This window comes from Streptomyces sp. NPDC021080 (genome assembly GCF_044333225.1).
Taxonomy (GTDB): Bacteria; Actinomycetota; Actinomycetes; order Streptomycetales; family Streptomycetaceae; genus Streptomyces.
Genome location: NZ_JBIRQM010000024.1, coordinates 1 through 21,925 on the forward strand (window position 1 = coordinate 1; position 21,925 = coordinate 21,925).

17 protein-coding genes and 7 pseudogenes are annotated in these 21,925 nt (G+C 69.2%); 7 read left to right on the top strand and 17 right to left on the bottom strand.

Annotated features, from left to right (window positions below; all coding sequences use genetic code 11):
- Window positions 1-431: pseudogene (locus tag ACH4S8_RS39720) on the top strand (hypothetical protein); the annotation flags it as partial.
- 225 nt (window positions 432-656) lie between these two features.
- Here the strand turns inward: ACH4S8_RS39720 and ACH4S8_RS39725 are convergent.
- A complete protein-coding gene (locus tag ACH4S8_RS39725) occupies window positions 657-941 on the bottom strand; it encodes a hypothetical protein (RefSeq protein WP_398403230.1) in 285 nt (94 codons plus the stop codon).
- Between the two features lie 153 nt (window positions 942-1,094).
- On the opposite strand from ACH4S8_RS39725, the gene ACH4S8_RS39730 reads away from it, so the two are divergent.
- Window positions 1,095-1,544: a DUF2199 domain-containing protein gene (locus ACH4S8_RS39730; protein ID WP_398403232.1), complete on the top strand. Its 450-nt coding sequence runs from the start codon at window positions 1,095-1,097 to the stop codon at window positions 1,542-1,544.
- A 669-nt stretch (window positions 1,545-2,213) separates the two neighbouring features.
- Here ACH4S8_RS39730 and ACH4S8_RS39735 read toward each other — a convergent pair.
- Window positions 2,214-2,354: pseudogene (locus ACH4S8_RS39735) on the bottom strand (sigma factor-like helix-turn-helix DNA-binding protein); the annotation flags it as partial.
- Between the two features lie 1,021 nt (window positions 2,355-3,375).
- Here ACH4S8_RS39735 and ACH4S8_RS39740 point away from each other — a divergent pair.
- Window positions 3,376-3,516 carry a hypothetical protein gene (locus ACH4S8_RS39740; RefSeq protein WP_398403234.1) on the top strand — a complete coding sequence of 47 codons (141 nt, stop codon included), beginning with the start codon at window positions 3,376-3,378 and terminating at the stop codon, window positions 3,514-3,516.
- A 51-nt stretch (window positions 3,517-3,567) separates the two neighbouring features.
- On the opposite strand, the pseudogene ACH4S8_RS39745 reads toward ACH4S8_RS39740, so the two are convergent.
- Window positions 3,568-5,209: pseudogene (locus tag ACH4S8_RS39745) on the bottom strand (IS200/IS605 family accessory protein TnpB-related protein).
- A 619-nt stretch (window positions 5,210-5,828) separates the two neighbouring features.
- On the opposite strand from ACH4S8_RS39745, the gene ACH4S8_RS39750 reads away from it, so the two are divergent.
- Window positions 5,829-7,595, top strand: coding sequence for a S8 family peptidase (locus ACH4S8_RS39750; RefSeq protein WP_398403236.1), 1,767 nt, complete (start codon window positions 5,829-5,831; stop codon window positions 7,593-7,595).
- A gap of 474 nt (window positions 7,596-8,069) precedes the next feature.
- Here the strand turns inward: ACH4S8_RS39750 and ACH4S8_RS39755 are convergent.
- The 6 genes and pseudogenes from ACH4S8_RS39755 to ACH4S8_RS39780 all read right to left on the bottom strand — a co-directional run.
- Window positions 8,070-8,726, bottom strand: a pseudogene (locus ACH4S8_RS39755) (transposase family protein); the annotation flags it as partial.
- 4 nt (window positions 8,727-8,730) lie between these two features.
- Window positions 8,731-8,961, bottom strand: a complete 231-nt coding sequence (locus ACH4S8_RS39760) for a hypothetical protein (protein ID WP_398403238.1) — start codon at window positions 8,959-8,961, stop codon at window positions 8,731-8,733.
- Window positions 8,962-9,244: 283 nt separating this feature from the next.
- Window positions 9,245-9,883 (bottom strand): nucleotidyltransferase domain-containing protein, encoded by a 639-nt coding sequence (locus ACH4S8_RS39765; protein ID WP_398403241.1) that lies wholly within the window; start codon window positions 9,881-9,883, stop codon window positions 9,245-9,247.
- Between the two features lie 210 nt (window positions 9,884-10,093).
- Complete coding sequence (locus ACH4S8_RS39770) at window positions 10,094-12,271, bottom strand: hypothetical protein (RefSeq protein WP_398403243.1); 2,178 nt, start codon at window positions 12,269-12,271, stop codon at window positions 10,094-10,096.
- A pseudogene (locus ACH4S8_RS39775) lies at window positions 12,271-12,408 on the bottom strand (ATP-binding protein); the annotation flags it as partial. The pseudogene ACH4S8_RS39775 and the gene ACH4S8_RS39770, both read right to left, overlap by 1 nt.
- Before the next feature lie 51 nt (window positions 12,409-12,459).
- The gene (locus ACH4S8_RS39780) at window positions 12,460-12,873 is read right to left on the bottom strand and encodes a hypothetical protein (RefSeq protein WP_398403245.1); all 414 of its coding nucleotides are present in this window, start codon (window positions 12,871-12,873) and stop codon (window positions 12,460-12,462) included.
- Window positions 12,874-13,065: 192 nt separating this feature from the next.
- Here ACH4S8_RS39780 and ACH4S8_RS39785 point away from each other — a divergent pair, with 192 nt between their 5' ends.
- Window positions 13,066-13,266: a hypothetical protein gene (locus tag ACH4S8_RS39785; protein WP_398403247.1), complete on the top strand. Its 201-nt coding sequence runs from the start codon at window positions 13,066-13,068 to the stop codon at window positions 13,264-13,266.
- Between the two features lie 132 nt (window positions 13,267-13,398).
- On the opposite strand, the gene ACH4S8_RS39790 is transcribed toward ACH4S8_RS39785, so the two are convergent.
- From ACH4S8_RS39790 to ACH4S8_RS39825, 8 genes and pseudogenes are all read right to left on the bottom strand, one after another.
- On the bottom strand, window positions 13,399-15,015 hold the full coding sequence (locus tag ACH4S8_RS39790) for a phospholipase D-like domain-containing protein (RefSeq protein ID WP_398403248.1): 1,617 nt from the start codon (window positions 15,013-15,015) through the stop codon (window positions 13,399-13,401).
- 277 nt (window positions 15,016-15,292) lie between these two features.
- Window positions 15,293-15,694 (bottom strand): hypothetical protein, encoded by a 402-nt coding sequence (locus ACH4S8_RS39795; protein WP_398403386.1) that lies wholly within the window; start codon window positions 15,692-15,694, stop codon window positions 15,293-15,295.
- Window positions 15,637-15,986, bottom strand: a pseudogene (locus tag ACH4S8_RS39800) (transposase); the annotation flags it as partial. The pseudogene ACH4S8_RS39800 and the gene ACH4S8_RS39795, both read right to left, overlap by 58 nt.
- A 155-nt stretch (window positions 15,987-16,141) precedes the next feature.
- Window positions 16,142-16,422, bottom strand: a pseudogene (locus ACH4S8_RS39805) (GNAT family N-acetyltransferase); the annotation flags it as partial.
- 28 nt (window positions 16,423-16,450) lie between these two features.
- The gene (locus ACH4S8_RS39810; protein ID WP_398403250.1) at window positions 16,451-17,056 is read right to left on the bottom strand and encodes a dihydrofolate reductase family protein; all 606 of its coding nucleotides are present in this window, start codon (window positions 17,054-17,056) and stop codon (window positions 16,451-16,453) included.
- A gap of 232 nt (window positions 17,057-17,288) precedes the next feature.
- Window positions 17,289-17,603 (bottom strand): hypothetical protein, encoded by a 315-nt coding sequence (locus ACH4S8_RS39815; protein WP_398403252.1) that lies wholly within the window; start codon window positions 17,601-17,603, stop codon window positions 17,289-17,291.
- Window positions 17,600-17,935, bottom strand: a complete 336-nt coding sequence (locus tag ACH4S8_RS39820; RefSeq protein WP_398403254.1) for a hypothetical protein — start codon at window positions 17,933-17,935, stop codon at window positions 17,600-17,602. Before ACH4S8_RS39820 ends, ACH4S8_RS39815 begins: the two co-directional genes overlap by 4 nt.
- Before the next feature lie 287 nt (window positions 17,936-18,222).
- On the bottom strand, window positions 18,223-18,717 hold the full coding sequence (locus ACH4S8_RS39825) for a hypothetical protein (protein WP_398403256.1): 495 nt from the start codon (window positions 18,715-18,717) through the stop codon (window positions 18,223-18,225).
- 666 nt (window positions 18,718-19,383) lie between these two features.
- Here ACH4S8_RS39825 and ACH4S8_RS39830 point away from each other — a divergent pair.
- Together ACH4S8_RS39830 and ACH4S8_RS39835 are read left to right on the top strand one after the other, a co-directional pair.
- Entirely contained in the window at window positions 19,384-20,028 is a 645-nt protein-coding gene (locus tag ACH4S8_RS39830) for a hypothetical protein (RefSeq protein WP_398403258.1), read from the top strand.
- A gap of 368 nt (window positions 20,029-20,396) precedes the next feature.
- Complete coding sequence (locus tag ACH4S8_RS39835) at window positions 20,397-21,920, top strand: sulfatase (RefSeq protein WP_398403260.1); 1,524 nt, start codon at window positions 20,397-20,399, stop codon at window positions 21,918-21,920.
- Window positions 21,921-21,925 lie beyond the last annotated feature (5 nt).

A 21,925-nucleotide genomic window follows, 5' to 3' on the forward strand; every position in this document is an offset into this window, starting at 1 on the left:
AACTCTTCCGGATAAGGCTTGGGCACAGCGACATCCTTCCCACCCGCCCCACAGGGCAAGCCAGTTCAGATGTCACCCAATCGTGCAGCAGACCCATCCTCTGCGGCTGGACCGTGCTCGTGCCCTTCTCACTCGATGAAGAGATCTGGTTGCCCATCGAGTCCGACGACCACGAGTCCATGGTCGTCGGCGCTCCTCAGGTACTACCACTCGCCGAAAAGCTGGCGGCAGCCATCGATCTGCCGGCCGAAACCCCGGCGACATGCGACAACCTCGACCTGAGCATGTGGTTCAGACACCAAGCAAAGGAACTGGCCGCAACTCGAACAGGACCGTGGACCAAGGACCTAAACACAGCCTTCTACGTCGCACTATTCCTGCGCGCCGCCCAGCACTCGATCCGACGCGGCTGCCCCATCGTCTACACCTGAGACCCATCTTCGGTCCCCTGGCCTTCCGGCGGAAGTCACTCACCGTGCACGCGTCACGGAAATCGGCTCTGGCTCACTTTCGGTGGTAACGGAGCGTCATGTCGCAGAGGCCGCCTCTGAAGGCCTCCGCCGCAGCTTGGGGGAGATACTCCCGGCCGTCGGGGTCACGTTCCGGGAGCTGCACCCGAGAGGCCCCAGCAGCGCACATCGCGGTCCGACCAGCAACTACCACCCTGCATAACCGAACTTACCCGGTGTTACCACTGAAAGTGAGCCAGAGCCAGGAAATCGAGCCAGAACCCCTAGAAGTGAACAAAGCCGGCTGCCCTTGTAACCGAGCGGCACGATCTCCTTCCACAGCTTCCACGCGTTGGTGAAGCCCTCGTTCCAGCGGTCGCCCACGTAGGACTTGTAGTCATCGAGGACCGAGGGCCGGTTTTGCCACTGGCCGGTGAACAGGTCCTCCGGCTTCGAGGCGTCGGCGAACCTTTTGACGGTGTGCCAGGCCATGCCGAGCTGCCGCTGGACCGAACGCAGGCTGTGTCCAGCGGCTGTTGGGCGGCCGGGGAATACCCCTGTGCGCGTGCTCGCTAGGCTCACGCCATGTCTGACGATCTCGGTTTCACGTGCTCATGCTGCGGCGACCACCACGCAGAACTCCCCATGAGCTACTCGACCATGGCCCCTGACGTCTGGGATCCCGGCTTCGAGAGTGATCCGGACAGCATGCTGTCGTCCGACCAGTGCGTGATCAAGGGCCAGCACTTCTTCATCAGGGGTCTGATCGAGATACCTGTGATCGGCAGCCAGGACGTCTTCTCCTGGGGCGTCTGGGTCTCTCTGAGCAGGGACAGTTTCGCCCGCGCTCTTGAGGTGTGGAACACGGAGGGACGCGAGGCCGAGAAGCCGTACTTCGGCTGGCTCAGCACCGAGCTCGCGCACTATTCCGAGGGCACCACCAACTTGAAGACGAACGCCCACACGCGACCAGTCGGCAAGCGGCCCTTCATCGAGCTGGAGCCCACTGACCACCCGCTCGCCGTCGAACAGCGCACTGGTATCACACAGGACCGCGTGCGTGAGATCGCCATAGCTGTGCTGCATCCGGCCTGAGCCGTCACAGGTCAAGACTTGGCGAGGCCACACGGTGCCCCTCCCAAGCTCAACAGCCGCGAACATAGAGCAACGACCGATCAAACTTCATTGAGAACGGTCAAACTTCGCTGAGACGAGTCAGGGCGCCAGCATGCAAGTGCTGGCCTCAACTCGACACGGCGTGAGCCGAGCTGCCCCCCGGCGCCGGGTCCGCGGCCGACGCCGAGGCACAGCCCGTCACCACCTTGACCGTACGGGGTACCACGGCCGCCGTCTGCGACACCCTTGCCCGGACCCTTGCCGTGCTGCTCGGCGATGTCGGCGGGCCACGGCGAACCCGGCGACGGCGCCTGCAGCAACAAGCAAGAGCAGCGGCAGGCATTCCGGCGCCGGGCCAAGATCCACACCCGGTCGTCCCCGGTAACAGGCGGGCTCCGCCACCCGGCCATCACCACGTCACCCGCCAGAATCGACGCCTCGGCCCCGGCCAGGTGACGCGGGTGTCCTGGGCGGCGGGCAGCACCGTGTACGTGACGTCCGCGGGCCGTTCCTGACGCGCTTGGGCCGGCGCGGACCACACCAGCGCCAGGAGACCAACGTGATCCCCGGGCGGTCCCCCTGTTCTGCCTGCACGTCGGGGCGAGCAGGAGGATCCTGCGTGTCCCCGGGGCCAGGTGGCACGGGGGTATCGGGCACAAGCCGGGCCAGCGTGCGCACGGCCCAGTGCTCGAGGGTCTTGATAGCACCCTCGTTCTTGCCCATCACGTGGGCGGTCTCGGCGACCGAGAGCCCCGGGAGGAAGCGGAGCATCACGCACGCCTGCTGCTGGAGCATGCCCGCGCTGTCCACCGTGCCTCCATGGCCGACTACCTCGTCCGGCGCGGCGACCTCACCGCCGACGCCGGAGAGCCGGCCAGTCTCTTTCGCGAGCCCACGCTCCAGAAGCAATTCGACCAGGCCGGGAAGCAGCTGCTGCTCGTCGTGGGGATGGAGCTGCTCCGCGGCCGTGCCGTAAGAGCGGCGTACTGCGCCGGCCAGACGAGGCGCAGCCGTCAATGGGCGGTTCGCGGTGCCCTTCGAAGGGAGGGACGTCGGAACCTGCGGCCCCTTACGTCACCGAGGCCGCGAGATCCTGCTGCGTTCAGCCCCGTTTCCGGGCCCTGGGGGGGGGTACTCGTCCATATCACCGTGCCCGCGGGTGAAGGGGATGCCGTCCAGGGCGTCGGCTCACGCCGAGGGTGTGCGGCACTCGATCATCGACCAGGTCACCACTGAAGCGAGGTAACCACCGTGTTCAAGTAGCGATGGTCAGCCTCGGACGGCCCCACGAAGCCCCAGGGCCCGGCCTGACCCTGGAGATACCATCAGCTCTCTTTGCGATCATCTAGGGGAAACCGTGCGTCGACGTCGAGTATCCATGTGTGCCGCTCTTGGAACTCTTGCCCTGGTCACAGCCTGCTCGGACTCGGAGGCCTCCCCCTCCTCCACCGCACAGCCATTGACTACGGCCACCACGCAGTCATCGACTCCGGCCACCACGCAGTCATTGACTACGGCCACCACGCTCGACCAAGCCGATGAGCGACTCCACAAGCTGCTACTCAAGGTGACCACGGCCGCACGGAAGTCAGGACCGCCTCCGTTCGGCGCCGTGCGTCCCGCGGTGGAGACCGCTCCTGATTGCCAGGTTCCGGGCACCGCGAGACACACGGTAACCATGTCAATCCTTCAGGGGGCCGGGTCTGCGGACGTCGGTTCGGATGTCCGAGCCGACCTCCAAAAGCAAGGTTGGACCATGAGTGAATGGCGCGCCCATGACAAAGTGAAGCGATACACATCCCCTGGCAAGTTGGGGGAATTCACCATCTTCGTCTCCTACGTGAAGGGCTCCGGCGAGACGGACGTGCTCGCAAACACTCCGTGCCTGAAGGGCTCGCCGCTCACGAAGTCCTCGATGTTCCCCGAACCTGGCAGCACCGAACCCCAGTAGGTTCCCAGCGGCGTGGATGACGAGGCCGGCGGTGCCTTCTACGAACCGTTCCTATGGACTGAGCGGGAGTGAGTCCTGTTGCCAGAACCCATGCTCAGTCGAACGCCCCGGACGGTGTTGGGCGTTCTGGTTGCCCGCGTTCGTTCCGAGTCCGGGCGGCACGGATCGTGTCCGTGGTCCGGGAACACGGGGGCGGGGTCCCTCACGCCTTGGGGTCTCCGGTCGGGCCTGGACGGTCCGATGCCCGTACCCATCACGCTGGTGGGTACGGGGCGGTGCCGTCCGACGCCTGATCGGGTGCCCCAGGGCGCGCCTTCCGATCGCCACGGCGGCAGCGTCGTGGCGGGTGGTGGTGCGTTTGCCGGTGGTGAGGGGTTTCTGCCAGTGCTGGGCACCCCACTTCGAGGTGTAAGCGGGATCGACCGCCACCAGCGGAACACCGAGCTCGGCGGCCATCGAAACCAGCCGGGCGCGCAGCCGGGCCACGGGCATGCCGGAGATCAGCTTGCGGAACTTCTTTCGGCGGCCGTGTTTCTCCCGGCTGGTCTCGGCGGTGAAGTCGAGGTCCTCGACCGCGATCGCCAGCCGGTGACGGGCGGCCCAGTGCAACAGCCGGGTCAGCGCGTGGCGCACCTGGGCGTCGCGGTGCTCGGCGGTGCCCGTGAGGTCGTAGTCGAAGCGGCGCGGGGAGCCGACCGGATTGCCGTGCACATCCAGCCGCCAGGCCGCCAAATGATCGGCGTTGGTGTCCACCCCGACCAGCCCACCAGCCCGCACGGCGGCCAGGGGCACGGTGGGGGCGGGTGGGATGGTCCAGGAGGCGGTCAGATACCAGCGCCGACGCTGGACGTCTTCGTGGATGCGGTACGCCACCGCCCGGTTCGCTCCGACGCGGTCACGCCACATCTCACCCCGGTGCGCGAACGACACCCGCGCGGTGAGGACGTAGCGGCCGTACGCCCCATTGGCCAAATGAGCCAGCGGGGCCGGAAGCCTGACGCTCACCTGCCCATCGGGGCTGACCCGGATCGTCTCGTTGCCATACCGCTTGCCCGACTCGCCGTCCGCCTGCAAAAAACCGGCGCGACGCCTCCCACCGGGCCCGCCACGCCTCCTCGCCGAGCTGCGCCTGATCCAGGTGGTGGCGGGTGTTGAACAGTCGTTTCCCGCCCCGCACCACCCGCACCCGCACCCGCACCCGCCCAGCCGCCCAGTCGGCCCGCGCCCGCTCCAGCCGGTCCTCCAACACCCGCAGCCGACGCGCCTTGGCATGCCACTCCCGCCGACTCCGGTAACCGCCGGCAGCCCGCTTCGAACCCTTCTCCCCGAGAGGGAGGGACAGCCGGTGCCGGATCGTGTCCACCCCAGCCTCCAACTGCCGGATGTGCGCCAGTTGGCCGCGCCGGGCCAGCGCCCACACGTCATGGGTGGCCTTCGTCAACGACCCCGCCCACCGCGACGACGACAGCCCCGTCAGCTCCCGCTTCCGCGCCGCCCAGCTTTCGTTGTCGTGCTCCAGGCCGACCGCACACCGCGCCTTCAGATCCCGCGCGGCGAGTGAACCCAGGTGGTCGCCGACCAGCCGCAGCACCCTCTCGTCCTGGGCAGTCAGGCCCCTGAGCCGGTCTCGGACCGCCACCCCCGACGGACCGGGCACCACGAACGACGCCGCCACCGACCTCAGACCACCCAACCCGCTCACCCCAGCCCCATCCGGCCCGAACAGCCCGTCACCCACCCAACGAGCACCACCCATAGAGGTCACGCATTCGAGACAGGAACTTCCGTTCCCTCCCCGAACCTCGTACGAGCGGAAACCGTCAACACCCACTCACACACGCCAGAACACACTTACGCACAGTCAACAGGCAACAGTTGCCAACCCCGGCCAGCCACAGCCGACTGATCCAGGCCGGACGCCGCCCGCCCGCGATGGTGTGTCGGCGGCTGGACAGCGGCACGGCCTGCCCGCCGGCGGGCTCGTCACCGAACTGCGGGCACACCTCGGTCAGCCACCACGCCAGCAGCCGGTCCACCCCGTCGATGGCCGGCGCCAGGTCGGCGGCGTACGCCAGGGCGCGGTCGACGTCGCCGAGCTCCCGGTGGATCCCGACCCCCGATGCTCGGAGTACGTCTTTTTTCAGCCATACCCCTATAACGCCCCTGCACGGAAAGGTACTTCCGTACGGGAGCACGCACCTGACATCTTGCATCCACCACTCGTTTCGTACGGCCCTGCCGGTGCCATCAGCACGGCGGGGCCGTCTCCGGAGGACGCATTGATACCCCACATATCAAACCGGACCAGACGCATGCTGGTCCTGGCGGCCGCGGTCGGCGCCGCCTTCACGTTCGGCGCCCCCGGCGCCCTCGCGGGCACGCTCCCCGTCGGCCCCTCCCCCGCACCGGCCGCCAAGGCCCACGCTCCGGCCGCCGTGCCGGCTTCCCAGAGTGCGACCTGGGTGGCCGGCACCCGTGCCTATCTCGTGATCACCGCCCCCGGTGACAGTTCGGCGGTCCGCTCCGCGATCGCGGCCAACGGAGGCACCGTTTTCTCGAGCTTCGACGCGATCGGCGTGATCGTCGCCCACTCGGCATCCAGCGGATTCGCCGCCGCCATGCGCGGCGTCGCCGGCGTGCAGCAGGTCGGCGCAACGCGCACCTCGGACGTCCCGGCCGACGCCTACAACCCGGCGCTCCCGGCCAATCCGGCCCAGGCCTCGACCCCGGCCGGAGAACCGGTCCGGGCCGACATGAGCCAGATCAAGGCCGACCAGGCCTGGGCCGTGAACCCGGGCTCCGCTTCCGTCACGGTCGGCATCCTCGACACCGGTGTGGACGACCAGCACCAGGACCTGGCGCCCAACTTCGACGCGGCCGACTCGGTCTCCTGCGCCTACGGCAAGCCCGACACCCGTGTCGGCGCCTGGCGGGACGTCGACACGCACGGCACCCACGTGGCGGGCACCATCGCCGCGGCCAAGAACGGCAAGGGCGTCGTCGGCGTGGCCCCCGGGGTGAAGATCGCCGCGGTCCGGGTCGCCGAGCCCGGCAACTCCTTCTTCTTCGCCGAGAACACCATCTGCGGCTTCGTCTGGGCCGGCGACCACGGTTTCAAGGTCACCAACAACAGCTACTACACGGACCCGTGGCAGTTCAACTGCCCGGACAACATCGACCAGGCCGCCATCATCGAGGGCGTCAAGCGCGCCCAGGAGTACGCCGAGGGCAAGGGCTCCCTCCAGATCGCCGCCGCGGGCAACGAGAACTACGACCTCGCCCACAAGACGACCGACTCCGCGAGCCCGAACGACTCGACGCCGGTCACCCGCACGATCACCAACGCCTGCCTCGACATCCCGACCGAGCTGCCGGGCGTGGTCACGGTCGCGGCCAACGGCACCGGTGTCACCAAGGCCTCGTTCTCCAACTACGGGCAGGACGTCATCGACGTCGCGGCGCCGGGCAGCAACGTGTACTCCACCGTCCCCGGCGGCGGCTACGGCAGCAAGAGCGGCACCTCGATGGCCACCCCGCACGTGGTCGGCGTGGCGGCACTCATCGCCAGCGCCAACCCGGGCATCACCCCGGCACAGATCCGCGCCAAGCTGGCCACCCAGGCCAACGACATCGCCTGCCCCTCGGACAGCCGCTGCACGGGCACGACGGCCAGCAATTCGTTCTTCGGCGAAGGACAAGTCGACGCCCTCAAGGCCGTCGGGACCACCCCGCCGCCCGGTAAGTACTTCGAGAACCTCGCGGACTTCGCCATCAACGACAACGCGACCGTGGAGAGCCCCATCGCCGTAACCGGCGTGACCGGCAACGCCCCGGCCACCCTCAAGGTGGGTGTGGACATCAAGCACACCTACATCGGTGATCTGAAGGTCGACCTGGTGGCGCCGGACGGGACCGTCTACACGCTGCACAACCACGCCGGCGGCAGCGCCGACAACATCGCCCAGACCTACACCGTAAACGCCTCCTCGGAGGTTGCGAACGGCACCTGGAAGCTGCGCGTCAACGACAACGCCGCCTCCGACACAGGCAAGATCGACGCCTGGAACCTGACCTTCTAGCGGGCCCGGCAACGCCCGCGTACAACACGCACTGCGCCGGCGACAGCTCCTTGCCCGCGGCCACGGACAAGGCGGGCTGCGGTCTGTTCGGCCAGGGCTGCGAACTGCTGGGTGGCAGAGGGCATATGGGCCCCGACCGCGGTGAACACCGCGGTCGGGGCCCATATGCCGGAGCCGTTCAGCAAGGCCGAACGGCCTGGGTCCGGCGTCCGGCTCACCGGTGCGCCTCTCTGAGGAGCTGCAGGGCTGTTCCGCGCTGACCGTACGGACAGCGGGGCCGCGGCTGCACGCGCCGCGGCCCCGAGGAGTGCCATCACCACCGGCGACGACGGATCCTGCCCGTTCGGCGGATCTGCCGGGCGAAAATCTTTCCCGACTCCATCAGGTACCGCCCGCCGTCGGGCGTTGTGACCTCGATCTCCAGGATCCGGCGCCGCAAGCGTGGAGGCAGATATCCATGAGCGTTTTCCGACCTCACGCTGATGCGTGGTGAAGGACGACTACTGCCTGCACGACGTTGGTAATGCGGTTGGCGCTGCAGCGGAGTTTCCGCAGGAGCCGCCAGCCCTTGAGGGTGGCCATGGCCTGCTCGCCAAGGCAACGGATCTTGGCGTGGGTGGTGTTGTGGCGGCGCTTCCACTGCTTGAGGCGGCGGGCCCGAAACGGGACCCGGACGGGCCTGCCGGCTCCTTGGTACGCCTTGTCCGCCCAGCACTTGAGGCCCGCTGCGGTGAGGGCGTCGATGATCCCGTGCTGCCGGGCGGCGGTCAGGTCGTGGGTCGAGCCGGGCAGAGCCGGCGAGGCCCAGAGCAACCGTCCGAACGGATCGGTGAGGACTTGGACGTTCATGCCGTGGCGTTTGTGTTTCCCGGAGTAGTACGGGGTGTCGGCGGCGATGCGGTCGATGGGCAGCAGGGTGCCGTCGAGGATGACGAACGCCTTCGTCCGGATGGTCTTCATCACCTCGGCCAGGGTCGGGGCGAGGGCGGCCAGGACCTCGATGGCCTCACGTATGTAGCGGTAGGCGGTTGCGATCCCGATGCCGAACCCGGCCGCGAGCTGGGTGTAGGTGTCGCCACACCGCAGGTGGGCCAGGGCGAGCAGGGCCTGACGTGCCACGGGAAGCCGCCGTTTATTAGACACTCCCAGCCCACGCGGGCACGGACAACAGACGGGTGGCGCGAACTCGACGGCCATCACCCTCCATCTCTTCCGGCGTGGCCCGCAGATGCTCCAGGCCGTCTCCTCGCCGCCAGGCCCGCTCGAGCAGCCGAACGCTCAATCCCCATAACAGGTCGCCGGTCTCGGCATCGCGCAGCTCACTGCCCATGATCCCGGGCACCACGACGACCGCGTCCTGCGTCACATCCGGCTTCAACGAAGGCTGCGGGCGCCATACACGCTGCGTCTCCGACTGCGCGCCACCACTCCCCCAAGTCCCCATGTTTGACGACAATATCGGCCATGAACGCAACATGAGGGGCGAACGCAGCCAGGACTGTCGCCCCTTTTCTCCCTCGCGCTCGAACTCGCGCCGTTCAGCGTGCCGGCCAAGACGGTCGAGCCGGGCGCCTGCTGACGACCGACTTCGCCGCCGCGGCGACGCAGGGCGTCCCGCTGGATGCAGCGATGAGGTTGTACCGCCGCACTCACCCCGCCAGCTCGGCCAGCCAGGGATGCCCTGGGTGAATCAGCTCCAGCCACCCACGAAGGCGATTCCGCCGCGGCGGGTCCAGCAGCGGCAACACCCCCTCGAAGTCCGCCTGATCCTTGGGCCGGGTCGCCTTGGCCTTGAACAACAGCACCAACTCCGGCACGAGGTACGGGATCCCGTCCGCAGTCCGCTCGATGATCGCGTCGTAGGGCAGCCGCACCCGCTCATCCCGTCGGCAGACCCAGGTCCCGCCCTCGTGCGGTTCGCGGAAGACGTCAAACAGGTACTGGTCGCTCACCGGATCCCGCACCCAGGTCTGGTGCGTGGCCGCCAGCGTCTGCGCTCCCGCCCTCGGCCAGACCCGACCTGAACCCACAGCGTCAAACACGTATTCGGGAAAGCGGCGCCGAATCTCCGCGAACCCCTCCACGGGCACCGCGATCTCCAGATCGCCGTGCTTCCGCGACGGCTCGGCGCGGAAGAGGTCCAGCGCCCATCCCGCCGCAACGCACCAAGGCGCACCGATGCCGGCCAACCGCTCCGCGACTTGTTCCGGACGCCAGGCATCCGCCCAGCGGATCTCCAGTTCGTCCGCATCGAGCACAACGCCGCCGGGCTGCAGGGATTCGGTCATCGGCACAACCTACTGCTCCAACCCGCCCCTGGTACGGCCTCTTTGCAGTCACCGAAGCCTGGCCCGCTACCAGGACAGACACGTCGGCAAGATCATGAGCAACGCCGCCGACGAGGTCGACTCCGATACCCAGACATCCACCTGCAACCGGATCTTCCTGGGCGCACGGCGTCGGGCGTCCGGCAAGATCCGAAAGAGAGGACCTGGGCCTCAGCCGGCCCGGTCGAGGACGGACGCCAGCGCGGCGCGCAGTTGTTCGTCCTCGCGGATCATCGCGTGGTCGAACCCGGAGACGACCAGGCGGCGGTCCCCGGTGGCGAGCGCGGCCAGCCGGTCGTGCTGCTCCAGTGCCAGGGCGGTGGCGCCGAGCGCCCGCAGGGCGTCGCAGGCGCCCTTGAGGTCGGCGCGGGTCTCGGCCGAGTGCAGCGCCGCCTCGGCGAGCCGGGCGCGGTCGAGGCCGGCCGGATCGGCGACGGCGAGCAGCCCGAGGACGGCCGAGGGTGCTTGGGCCGGGTCGTCGAGGAGAGCTTGGAGCCTGGCGGTAAGCGGGCGCCCGGCCGGACCGAGCACGGCGATCTCGCGTGCGGCGCGGGCGGTCGTCCAGTGGAACCACTGTCGGCCCTCGCATCTGTCGAACACCGAGGCCAGCACCGGAACGACCTCCGCCGCCTCACCGGCGAGCCGCCACAGGGCGAGCGCAAGGGCGAGGTCGGCGTCAACCTCCGGCACGGTGTCGCGGTCGATGGTGCGGCCGAGCGCCGTGCGCAGGGCCGGGGTGAGGCGGGCGGCCGCCGGGCCGAGGTCGGCCAAGGCGCGGGCGGCCTCGACGCCGTCGCGCACACCGTTGGCGAGCGCCGTCTCGGCGGCGGTGAACAGCGGCCCGGTCTCGCCGGTCAGCTCGTGCAGGGCCTGCGCCACGAACAGCTTCCGGGCGTCGGCCCGCAGGGCGGTGGCGGCCTGCTCGCGCTGCTGCGGCCCGCTGTCGGCGGCGACGGCGGTGATCGCGGTGGCGGCGTAGTGGAACCGGGGCAGGACGGAACACAGTTCGGGCAGCGCCTCGACGGCCTGTGGGCCCCATTGCCGCAGCAGGTGGACCAGCCCGGCGGTGTCGTTGTGGTCCTCGGTCGTCGAGCAGCCGCAGTCCTTGGCCCCCTCGGGCCGCTCCAGCGTGTTGGAGGCCAGGCGGGCGCGGACCGCGGCGAACAGTGCCGGGTCGAACGGGAAGGGCGCATCGGCCGGGGCGTGGGACCCGGCAGCGCACTGCATGGCGCGCGGGCGTCGGCCGAGGGCCCCGGCCAGCAGCGGGGCGGCGGCCTGCGGTGCGACCAGGACGAGCGCGGCGAGGGCCTGGTCGGCCGCCTCGTCGTCCGGCTGCGCGGCGAGTTCGGCGAGGAGGGGCGCGGCTTCGGCGGCGGCCGGGCCGATCTTGCCCAGCAGCTGGGCGGCCGTCCGGTCGGCGGCGAGCGGTGCGATCGCGGGGATCAGCCGTTGCGGGGCACTGCGGGAGAGGGTGCAGGCGCGGTCGGCCGCCCACAGGGCCTCGGCCCGCACCTCCGCGCGCTCGTCTCGCAGTGCGGCGTCGAGCAGCGCGATGGCACTCTCGCGGTCGGCGTCGGTGTCCCGCCCCAGCAGGGTCGCGACGATGGTGCGCAGCGGTTCCCGGTGCTCGTCCGCGTAGACGGACTTGGCCGTCCCCCGGGTCGGCAACAGGGTGAGGACGGCATCGCGGTGCGCGGCGAGCCACGGCTCCCCGGCGTTCAACGCGGCGAACACGGCGGCCAGGCGCAGCGGCGCGGGCGTGTCCGGGCCGAGCAGGGCGCGGGCCTCGGCAGCGGCGCCCGCGCGGTCCAACCGGGCGTACGCAGTGAGGAGTTCGGCCCGGACGGCAGGCTCGGTCTCGGCGGCCAGGCGGGCTCGGACGGCGGGCAGGGCGGTGCAGGTGTCCCGGGTGTGGCCGACCGTCCAGCCGGCCGCCTGCCGAACGGCGGCGTCCTCATCGGACAGCAGCGGTATGAGCAAAGGCAGTTGGGCGGCTACGGCGGCCCTCACGGCACCCGGCTCGACGTCGCACTCGTCCTCGCTCTTCGCCAGACAGCCGAGCAGCCGGAGCGCGTCGACGGTCTGTCGGCCGGAAGTGGCAATTCGGGCGAGGTACGGGGCGGCGTCGACGCTGGCCGCGTACACGGTGCCCTGGTGCACGATCGAGCCGTACAGTTCGTCCAGTGCCTCCTCAGCGTCCTCACGTGCCTCGGCGAAGGTGCGCAACAACCCGGGCAGGTCCTCGGCGGGGCCGTAGGCGTGGTTGACGGTGGCCCACGGGTGGGCGTCGAGCCCGGCGAGGGCGGCGGAAAGCTCCATGGCCGTGATCTTCGCAGGGACCTCTGACATTCGGCAGACTCGACGAGCTCGTTGACGAGCTTGGTCGCCAGGACGTACTTGAGCCGGTAGCCGGCCATCCCGACCTCGGCGCCGAGTCCGATCAGCAGGTGGCACTTGCCTGTGCCGGAGTCGCCGACGAGGCAGAGCAGCAGCGGCGCTGCACTGCGGAGCGAGGCCGGCTCCGAACTCCATGTCCGTCAGGTGAGGCTGTTGCGACGTGCCCGCAATGAGTACGTCGTCCCGTTCGGCCCGCCGCACTTCGACCAGCCGCCGCTCGTCGCGATCACCCAGCCCTTCTGCTCCTTCACCTGCGCGGCGAAGGTGCGCAGGTCGTTGATGGAGCAGCCGCAGGCGAGGGTGACTTCGATGCCGAGGTACTGGCTGCGGAGGTTGTCGTTGCTGTAGGGGTCCTTGGTCCATTCGACCTCGTGGACATGGTCCTTCAAGCCCGTTCGTTCCTCGTCGTGCTTGATTCCGAGTGCCTTGGCGAACTCGTCCAGGTCATCGATCTCAAAGAGGTCGCTCGACCACTGGCCGGGCCACACGGCGAACAGGCGTGACTTTCCTACGAGCGCGCGCTCGTAGGCCGCGTGCTGGTCTCCGTGGGTCACGGTGCCGTCTTCATGGACCTCGATGTAACAGGTGGTGCTCGCGGTGTAAGGGAAGTCTCTACCAGATGCGGCTGCGCTTCGCGGTTCCACTGGCCCCCAATGCATTTCTACGGAATGCGGCTCGCTCGGTGCCAGTGAACAACAAGCGAGCACGGCGCGGGCGCGTTCCAGGGAACGGGCTCAGAGCGCGTCGTGAACCAGCGCGCCATCAGGGAGGGGCAGCCCCGGAAACTCGACGGGTTCATCGCTCCCTTCCAGCAGGACTCGCGCCTGCCACCACGTACCAGAGCGCTCGACGACGTCGCGGTGCTTGCAGACCTCGCGGCCGACGCCCGGCAGGCGGCTTCCTCGGCTGCCGCAACGGGTCCGCACGGCAACATCCACACGTCTTGACCATTGCTCCCGGCTGCGATGAACGCCGGGAGCTGCCGTCCGCTGAAGCGGGCGCCGAGGCGTTCCCTGCCGTTCCGGTGCCGCCCGGGTCGTCGGACGGCACCGGAACGGCGGTAGGGGCCGAGGTGGGTGTCAGATCTGGCAGATCCCCCGCTGGTAGTCGACGGTCGCGGAAGACCGGGAGTAGTTCCACTGCGGCTGGAGCAGGGCGCTGTCGAGCTGCCGGGCGGCATCCGGGCTCTCCACTATGTACCCGAAGTCCTGCAGCCAGGCCGGGTAGAGGTTCTTCGAGCCGATGTAGAACGCCGAGCCGTCGACCGAGATCAGCTTGTGGTGCTGGGCGTAGGGGTGCCCGTCGGCCCACGTATCGCGCGCGGAGCCGCGGAACGGGGCGAGTTGGAGGTTGCCGCACAGGGCCGCCCGGGCCCTGTGCTCGTCTCCGGTGGCCCGTACCAGCCTGCTGCGCAGTGCGTCGCTGATCTCGGAGAGGGACTTGATCTGCGAGTACCCTCCGCTGCCGACGGTCCCCCGGTTGGCGGGGTCGCTGACAACGATGCGCACCTTGACGCCGTCGGCGAGCTTGGCGGCCAGGGCGTCGTACACGCGCGTGTCGTACCGGGGCAGCGGCGGGCACGTGGCGTTGAGGTCCTGCTGCGATATCTCGATGTGCTCGCCGGCACTGGAGATCAGGGAACGCAGGGCGCTTTCCTCGGGGTTGACCGTGTCGTAGTCGCGGTCGCCGTTGGTGTTGTCGTGCAGACCGGCCACGCACCGGGTGCCGGCGGTGTCCGGCAGCGAGGGGTGCCAGGTGGAGGCAGGGTCGGAGTCCTGCACGCCCACCCCGAGCCCGCCGACGGCGATGACCGGCACGTCACCGGTGGCGGAAACCGTTCGCGGGTTGGTGTCCTGCTCCATGCGGGCCTGGCAGGCTGCCGCGCCCGAGGCGGCGTACCAGACACTCGCCACATTGGTGCGGTTGCTGCAGGTCCAGCTCCAGAGCCGGTCCAGGTAGCGGCCCGCCGTGCCGGCTGCGGGGCCGGACAGGGCCAGGTCGACGTCCGTCACCGGGTGCGGGGTGTCGAGGTAGTCGCCCTTCCAGTCGTTGATGCCGCCGGTGATCGCGGTCTCTCCGTCGACGACGAGGAGTTTGGAGTGGTTCCACGACAGGGCGGTCTTCGACGTCGTCATGGAGGCGACGTCGATGGTGAGGGCGTCCGCCGCGGGGCCGAGTGCGGCCCGCAGGTCGGCAAGGTACTGCGAGGGGCGGACGTTGAGATGGTAGAGCGGTGCGGCGCCGACGAGGACCCGGACCTTCAGGTGGTGTCCGGCGGCCACGGAGGACTTCAGGCCGGCGACGATGGCGTCCTGGAAGGCGCCGTCCGGGAAGGGGGCGAGGCTGGAGACGTCGACGGTGCGGGTGGCCCGGGCGATGTTCTCGGTCATCCTGGCCAGCAGGTTCCTGGTTCCGTCGCGGTCTCGGCATTCCGCGTCGCCCCAGCAGCCGGGGGTCTGCAGCAGCCAGCTCGCGGGGTCTCCGGGCGCGGCATCGAGCCGGTTGCCCGCCGTCCGTTCCCATACGTCGCCCTCGAGGCCGGGTGAAACCTCGCGGAGCGTGCGTTCCACGGCGTCGAGATGCGGGGTCGCTGAGGAGGGGGCGGCGGCAGCGGGCGCCGCGGGCAGGGCGGCGAGGGCCAGAGCGGATATCAGCGCGGCACGCGCTGTGCGCTGTAAGCGGAGCGAAATGATCACCCGCAGAAGTTACCAGTGAGTATGACGGTGCGGCGAACACAGCACAGCCACAGGATGGCCACGGCACGCGGGCATCGCCAGAGCAATTCCCCTGCGAACAGCCTGGTTGCACATGGACCGCCCCGCCCGTACCGGGACCGGCTCGTCGCCAGACCGCTTCCGCCCGTGCAAGCGGGGGCATGACGAAACGACATAGCCGCGCCACAGAGGCGGGCCACCTCGTTCGGTGCTCAGGCATGGTCTCTGCCAGTCAGCAAGTCCAGGGAAGCCGGTGTGTTCAGCAGGACGTGCCCCAACTCCGGGAGACGTGGCGGGACAACTCTTTGAGCCACTCCGGCTGATAATTGCGCCGAGCACGCAGTGCACGATCGTGGGGTGTGTCTCCAGCGGGGTAGGGATTGTCGTACCAGGGGGCGGCCGCCTTCCCGGAATGGTCAAGACCGAACAGCAGCATCTGTGACCACTCGTTGGCCTTCTCGTCGTCCGCGTAGAGTCCAGCGAGTTCCTGCAGCATCTCGGGGCGGCCGGCGTTCGCCCGGGTGAGCAGGAGACGGCGAATGCCCGCGACGTCGCCCCTGAGGGCGTAGGCGTCCAGCTGGGTTTCGAATCCCGATCGGAGCTCGGGGGCAGCTTCGGTCTCCCGCGTGTCGGCCGAAGGGGGCGTGACGTCACCGGCCACGGGTTCGGGACACACAGGGGGGGTCTTGTGAGGCTCCGGCTGGAACTCGGGGCTGGGATCTTGTCGATCAGGGGCAGCAACTGTGTGACGTCGTTGCGGTTTCCGCCGGTCAGTGACACCGCGAGCGGGATGCCCTGGGCGTCGGTGACGACGTGGTGCTTGCTGCCCGGTCGTGCGCGGTCGACCGGGCTGGGTCCGCTTTTGGGCCCCGTCGGGCGGCCCGCACGTGGGATGAGTCGATCACCGCCCGGGACCAGTCCAGCTTCTTCGCGGCCCGCAGCTTCCTCAGCATCGGGGGAAGGGAGCGAACGGCGCCGCCGCGAGGGTGTCGTCGAGCTGCTGCTCGGGCTCGGTGTCCTGCTCCCCGCGTGTGCGGGGAGCAGGCCTCGACCTGGATCACCAGCTTGCCCGAGGGACCATCCCCGCGACTGCGGGAACCGGAGGCAGCTACACAGTAGAGCGGATCATCACCGTCAGGACCGGCGAGGCCAGCGACGGCTGGCTCTGCCCGATGTCCCCATAGCCCCACGACCTGTAGAGATCATGGACCTTTCCATTGCCGGCAGCCGAGTTGACCACGAGGGTGACATACGGCTCGTCGCGTACGGCGAGCAAAGCGTCATGGATGCGACGGGAATACCGGTCTTCCGCCACCCCGGGCTGACACTGATCTCTTTGAGAGCCACTGCTGGCCGCTTGGTGTACCTCTCCGCCGGCGTCGGGCTGGTGCCGTCCGGACCGGCGGACGGGGCGACGTCATGCGGGGACGCCGAGCGGCGGGTGCTCGAGCACGCGGGGCTTGTACTCGACCAGCTGGATGCGGCCGTCGAAGGTGCGGTGCTCGATCATCTCGAGGGCAACGTCCGGATAGCCGTCGTAGATGCGTTCTTCGCCCGTGGCCCCGGTGATCACCGGGAACATCACGACCCGGAAGCGGTCGACGAGTCCGGCACGTAGCAGGGACCGGCACAGGCTGAGGCTGCCGATCGTGCTGAGGAGCCCCGAGCCACTCGACTTCATGGCGCGGACCGCCTCGACGGCGTCGTCGCGGACGAGCGTGGAGTTGGCCCACGTCAGTGGCTCCTTGAGTGAGGAGGAGAACACCATCTTGGACGCTTGCGTGAGCTCGTCGACGGACGCCTCTTCCTCGGGCCTGAACTCGTCTTGGCCATTCGGGACCTCGCCTGCGGCGAAGCCCGACATCAGGCGGTAGGTGTTCGTTCCCATCAGGTAGGTGGCCTCGGGCTGCTCGCTGAGCCATGCGAGGTACTCCGGGCCCTCAAGGCCCCAGAACCCGGGCCATCCCTCTCCCGATGCGTGGCCGTCGAGGGAAGTGATGAAGTCGACGAGAAGCTCCGACACGGCGGTGTCCTTTCCTGGGGTGTCACGAGCTTGGACCGGCCGGGAGCCACAAACTCATCGGCCGCGCCGTGGAGCAACGAGAAAACCCATGGCGCTGCAGCCGATCGACCAAGTCCCTGTGGTCCCTGCCGCGACACCCGAACTGCTCCTTCATCCTGTGCCGGCCGCCCCGTGGCGGCCGTGCCCGGTCATCCTCACAGCCCCCTTGACGGTCCTGGCCTGCGGCGCTCGCTCAGCGAGCGCTCTTGCTGTCCGGCGCGCCCGGGGGCGGGCCGAAGGCCGGCATGCCGAGGTCGGCCCGGGCCGGGGCCGTGTAGCAGGACGCTGTGCGGCGCCGGCGCCGCACAGCGAGGACGCCGAGTCCGGCGGCCACGGCCAGCACCGCCAGGGCGGGCATCCACAGCGCGCCGATCGCGGAGGTGACGCCGATGGAGCCGAGGACGGCCAGGATCGGGCCCGCGCAGCACACCGCGCAGGTAGTGACCGCGGCCGCCCCGGCGCCGAGTGTGCCCCAGGGCCGCGAGGGGCGGGAGGCAGGAGTGGTCATGCGGGTGCTCCGAAGAGGTCGGCCAGCATCCCGGCGGCGGACTCGGGCGCCCGCACCTCCAGCTGGAGAACGGTCGGGGTCAGGTGCAGGGTGAAATCGAAGAACGCGCAGCAGCCCTGCTCCGCCGCGGCGAGCGCCGCGACCTCGTCGGCCAGCCCGGCGTCGGCAGGGAAAGACAGGCGTACACCGTCGGGGATCTCCTCCCGGCTCTCGGCCTTGCCGGCCAGCTGCTGCCACTGCTCGGTGCGCTCGCCCAGCTCGGCGACCTCCAGCGTGCAGGCCACGGGAGCGTCCCGCCATGCCTCGGTGGCCGGGCTCGCAGGGTGTGCCACGTTGCTCTGGTCGGGGAGCAGGCGAGGGGTGTCGGTGAGAGTTGTGGAAGCAGGTGCGTTGCGGACCGTGCCGCCGGCCGGAGAGCTGACCTCGTCGCTGATCGCCCGGGCCGCGGCCCGCTACGGTCTGGCGGCCGCCGACGTGCTGCGGCTGTGGACGTGCCCCACCTCCCCCGCCCGGCACGAGGGCGGCAGTGTGCGGGCCAACGCCGAGCTGCTGCTCGACGAGGCCGGACGGCGGGTGCTCGCCGGGCTGTGTGGGGTGCAGTCTTGCGCGGTGTCCGGATTCAGGCAGGCACGCCGTCCCAGGCGTTGCGCAAGTCGTCCGGCCAGAAGCGGCTGGGCAGGATCATCGTTTCGTCGCAGGTGGGATGGATGAGCAGCGGGAAGAGTGCGTGGTTGAGCGTTCCTGTCGGCAAGTGCCGTCGGGCAACCATCACATTCGTGCAGTACACGGCTGTGCTGCCGGTCAGGCTTTGAGGGACCGGCATCCGCATCTCGCGGGAAAGTTCTCTGCAGAGCATGTTGGCGAACGGCTGCAACAGCGGATCTGGCAGGAGCTTGCCTTTGACGGAGAACAGCCTGCGCGCGACGTACCGCAGGTGCTCGGGACGGTCGTCGAACTCCCGGTCGGCGCAGTAGAGCACGACGGCCGGATGATCGGTACGGCCCGGCTCGAACAGCAGGTTGTTGGCCTGTACCAGCGATGCCCAGACCACGACGCCCTGCTCCAGGAGCAGGTCCTGCCGTTCGAGAATCTCGAGCAGGGGATCGCCGGACATCCACCTCCGGCGAGGTATGCGGAGATACCTCCGCCGGTCTCGCCAGGAGAACGACCGCGGCCCGGAGCCGAGGTTTTCCCGGCACTGCGCAATGAGCTCGGAGGGGGATCTGTGCATCAGTGGATCTTAGGTGCCCAGACGGCGCAGGTCAGACGGGGACGGATCTCGATACGGCTACGGCTGACCTGCAGGTCAGGGGCATATCGCCGCTGCAGCAAGGTCCCCGGTACGAACCGGACGGGCGGGCACCTGACGCCCGGGACCTGGCCTGGGCAACGCCGTACCGGCTGCCCCACCCCCATAGGCCGGACACTGACTGGCATGGGATCCGCCCTGGCCCCTGGTGTCACTCCTGCGCGGAGTCTCTACAAAGGCTTGGCGGAAGGGCTTTTACCGAAGTGCAGCGGGCGGACACGAAGGCGACGACGTTGTGCGGGGTAGTCGGCGGCCAGGGCCTGTGTGATGTTGTGATCAGCCTGAGGTCTTCAGGAGGTCGTTGATCCAGATCATTGCGGCGCGGAGGTGGAGGCCGGCCAAGTAGCTCTCGGGCGACTTGTCATGCGGCTGATCCTGCACCGGTCTGCTCCGGGAAGTCGGGAGGGACGGACGCAGGGAGGCGCCGGGCGGAGGGTTCTTGACGCGCTGGCCCTGGTAAAACAGTGACCGGTGGGTATCCAGGAGCGGGAACGAAAGATGTACCGGCCGCTGCGGCGGGCCGGCCTCGAGGTGATCCCGGACGCAGTGCCGGACGGCACGATGCCGTTCGTCTCCGGATGGCATCCCAAGGACGTTGTCGGCCGCTTCTCCCACCGGTACGAAACCCCACGGCTCGTCGAGCGTCTCAACGAGGACTGGTACGACCTGGCGGTCTCCTCGGGCCTTCTCGACCACCGGCGTGAGTTCCTCGTCCTGCTTCCCCACGGCACCCACACGCACCAAGCCGTCCTGCGTAGGCAGAACCAGCATTATGGCCGCCGTGCCGCACCGGCGGTCTGGGCCCGGGTCAGGCTCCTGGACTGCTGGGACGTCATGGGCCGGGGTGCGGCGTCGGCGTTCCTCGGGATACGCGCGGGCCACCCGGGCTTCGGCATGATGGCGCTCGACAGCAGCGTGTACATCAGCTGCTCGACCGGCGAGATCGGTGTCGACGTGCTCGCGGTGCGTCACCCGGACCGCTCGGAGAACATCCTGCGGGACCTGGAGTGGTACGCACACTGGGACTACCCCCGTGCCGACAAGGAGTTGCAGAAGCGGATCGCCGTCTGGCTCGCGGGCCGCGCACCGGGGACCGCCAGCCGTTTTGGCCGATGACCACGCGGCCCGGCGGCGAGGTCGGCAGGAGTGTCGCCGTCCAATCGCCACGACGTCTGCCGACCGGCGCCGCGAAACCGTCACACCGATCGCCACGCCGAGCGGTTGTGCCACGGGGGTTCTCCGGGCCAGGAGTCTGCGATCGGCCCCCGGCCACGGTACGCCTCGCGCATCGCCCACCCCGGCTCTGCTCCCGAGCACCCTCAGGCAGCGGCGGAGCCGACCGGCCGTGGGGAGGGCTGGTGCGTCACCCTCCCTCCGCAGAGCGTTCCCTCGGCAGGCTGCGGGCCTGCCCCTCCACAGAGATTCCACAATGTCGCGCCCTACGGTCCGCTGGTCGATGCCCGATTCCAGGAGGACCCGTGTTCATGCAAGGTCGACGACACCGCCGCCCCGTGTTACGTGCCGCCGTGGGCGTGGGACTGGCGGCGTCTCTGCTCGGGGCGTGCTCGAATTCGGCCGACACGCCGACTCAGGGCGGCACGGCCGCTGCCGGCGGCGCCGGCCGGGGCAAGCCCAACATCGTGTTCGTCCTCACCGACGACCTGGCGACGAACCTCATCCCGTACATGCCGAACGTCAGGCAACTACAGCGGGACGGGATGTCGTTCAGCAACTACTACGTGTCCGACTCCCTGTGCTGCCCCTCGCGCTCGTCCATCCTGACCGGTCAGTTCCCGCACAACACCGGGGTGTTCACCAACAACGGCAGCGACGGCGGCTACCAGGCGTTCAACCGCAAGGGGGACGAGCACAAGTGCTACGGGCCGGCCATGCAGAAGGCCGGCTACCGCACCGGCTTCATGGGCAAATACCTCAACGGCTATGAACCCGCCGACACCAACGGCACCGACAAGCCGTATGTACCGCCGGGCTGGGACGAGTGGGACACGGCCGGCAACGGCTATCCCGAGTTCGACTACGACCTCAACGAGAACGGCAAGGTCGTCTCTTACGGGCACGACCCCGAGGACTACCTCACCGACGTGGTGTCGCGGAAGGCGACGTCGTTCATCGACTCCGCGGCCGCAGCGAAGAAGCCGTTCGTGCTGGAGCTCGCGACCTTCGCGCCGCACGGCCCCTCCACCCCCGCTCCGCGCGACGCTGCCGCGTACCCGGACCTCAAGGCACCGCGGACCGCCGCGTTTGACACCCCGCCCTCGTCCAGGCCGAAGTGGCAGGACCCGCTGAAGCCGCTGTCCGACCGGGAGAAGCGGTCGATCGACCAGAAGTTCGCCAAGCGGGTGCGCTCGGTGCAGGCGGTGGACGACATGATCGGACACCTGCGCGCCGAGCTGAAGGCCCAGGGCATCGCCGACAACACCTACATCGTCTTCAGCTCCGACAACGGCTTCCACATGGGCGAGCACCGCCTGCGCCCGGGCAAGCAGACCGCGTACGACAGCGACATCCGGGTGCCCCTCGTGGTCACCGGGCCCCGTGTGACGCCGGGCGGGACGACGTCGCAGCCGGCGGAGAACATCGACCTCGGCCCGACGTTCCAGGACCTCGCCGGACTCACCCCCGCCGCCACGACCGACGGCCTCAGCCTCGCCCGGATCCTGCACGGCGAGCGGGTGGACGACTGGCGCCAGGCCGCCCTGATCGAACACCACCGTCCCGGCTCCAGGAAGGACGACCCGGACGCGGCACCGGCCAACAGCGGCAACCCGCCCACCTACGAGGCCATCCGCACCCCCGACGCGCTGTGGGTGGAGTACGCGGACGGTGAACGCGAGTACTACGACGTCAGGACCGATCCCTACGAACTGCACAATCGCGCGTCGGCCCTCTCCCAGAACCAACGCGACCGTCTGCACGCAACACTGACGGCTCTTCAGCAGTGTCATGGATCCCAAGCATGCGCGAAGGCATCCCGGATCGGGCGGTGACCGCG

Excerpts from the sequence above, each read along its gene's own strand:
- ACH4S8_RS39725 (WP_398403230.1), bottom strand. The coding sequence starts at position 941 with ATGGCCTGGCACACCGTCAAAAGGTTCGCCGACGCCTCGAAGCCGGAG.
- ACH4S8_RS39730 (WP_398403232.1), top strand. The coding sequence starts at position 1,095 with ATGAGCTACTCGACCATGGCCCCTGACGTCTGGGATCCCGGCTTCGAG.
- ACH4S8_RS39750 (WP_398403236.1), top strand. The coding sequence starts at position 5,829 with ATGCTGGTCCTGGCGGCCGCGGTCGGCGCCGCCTTCACGTTCGGCGCC.
- ACH4S8_RS39765 (WP_398403241.1), bottom strand. The coding sequence starts at position 9,883 with ATGACCGAATCCCTGCAGCCCGGCGGCGTTGTGCTCGATGCGGACGAA.
- ACH4S8_RS39770 (WP_398403243.1), bottom strand. The coding sequence starts at position 12,271 with ATGTCAGAGGTCCCTGCGAAGATCACGGCCATGGAGCTTTCCGCCGCC.
- ACH4S8_RS39815 (WP_398403252.1), bottom strand. The coding sequence starts at position 17,603 with ATGACCACTCCTGCCTCCCGCCCCTCGCGGCCCTGGGGCACACTCGGC.
- ACH4S8_RS39825 (WP_398403256.1), bottom strand. The coding sequence starts at position 18,717 with ATGTCCGGCGATCCCCTGCTCGAGATTCTCGAACGGCAGGACCTGCTC.
- ACH4S8_RS39835 (WP_398403260.1), top strand. The coding sequence starts at position 20,397 with ATGCAAGGTCGACGACACCGCCGCCCCGTGTTACGTGCCGCCGTGGGC.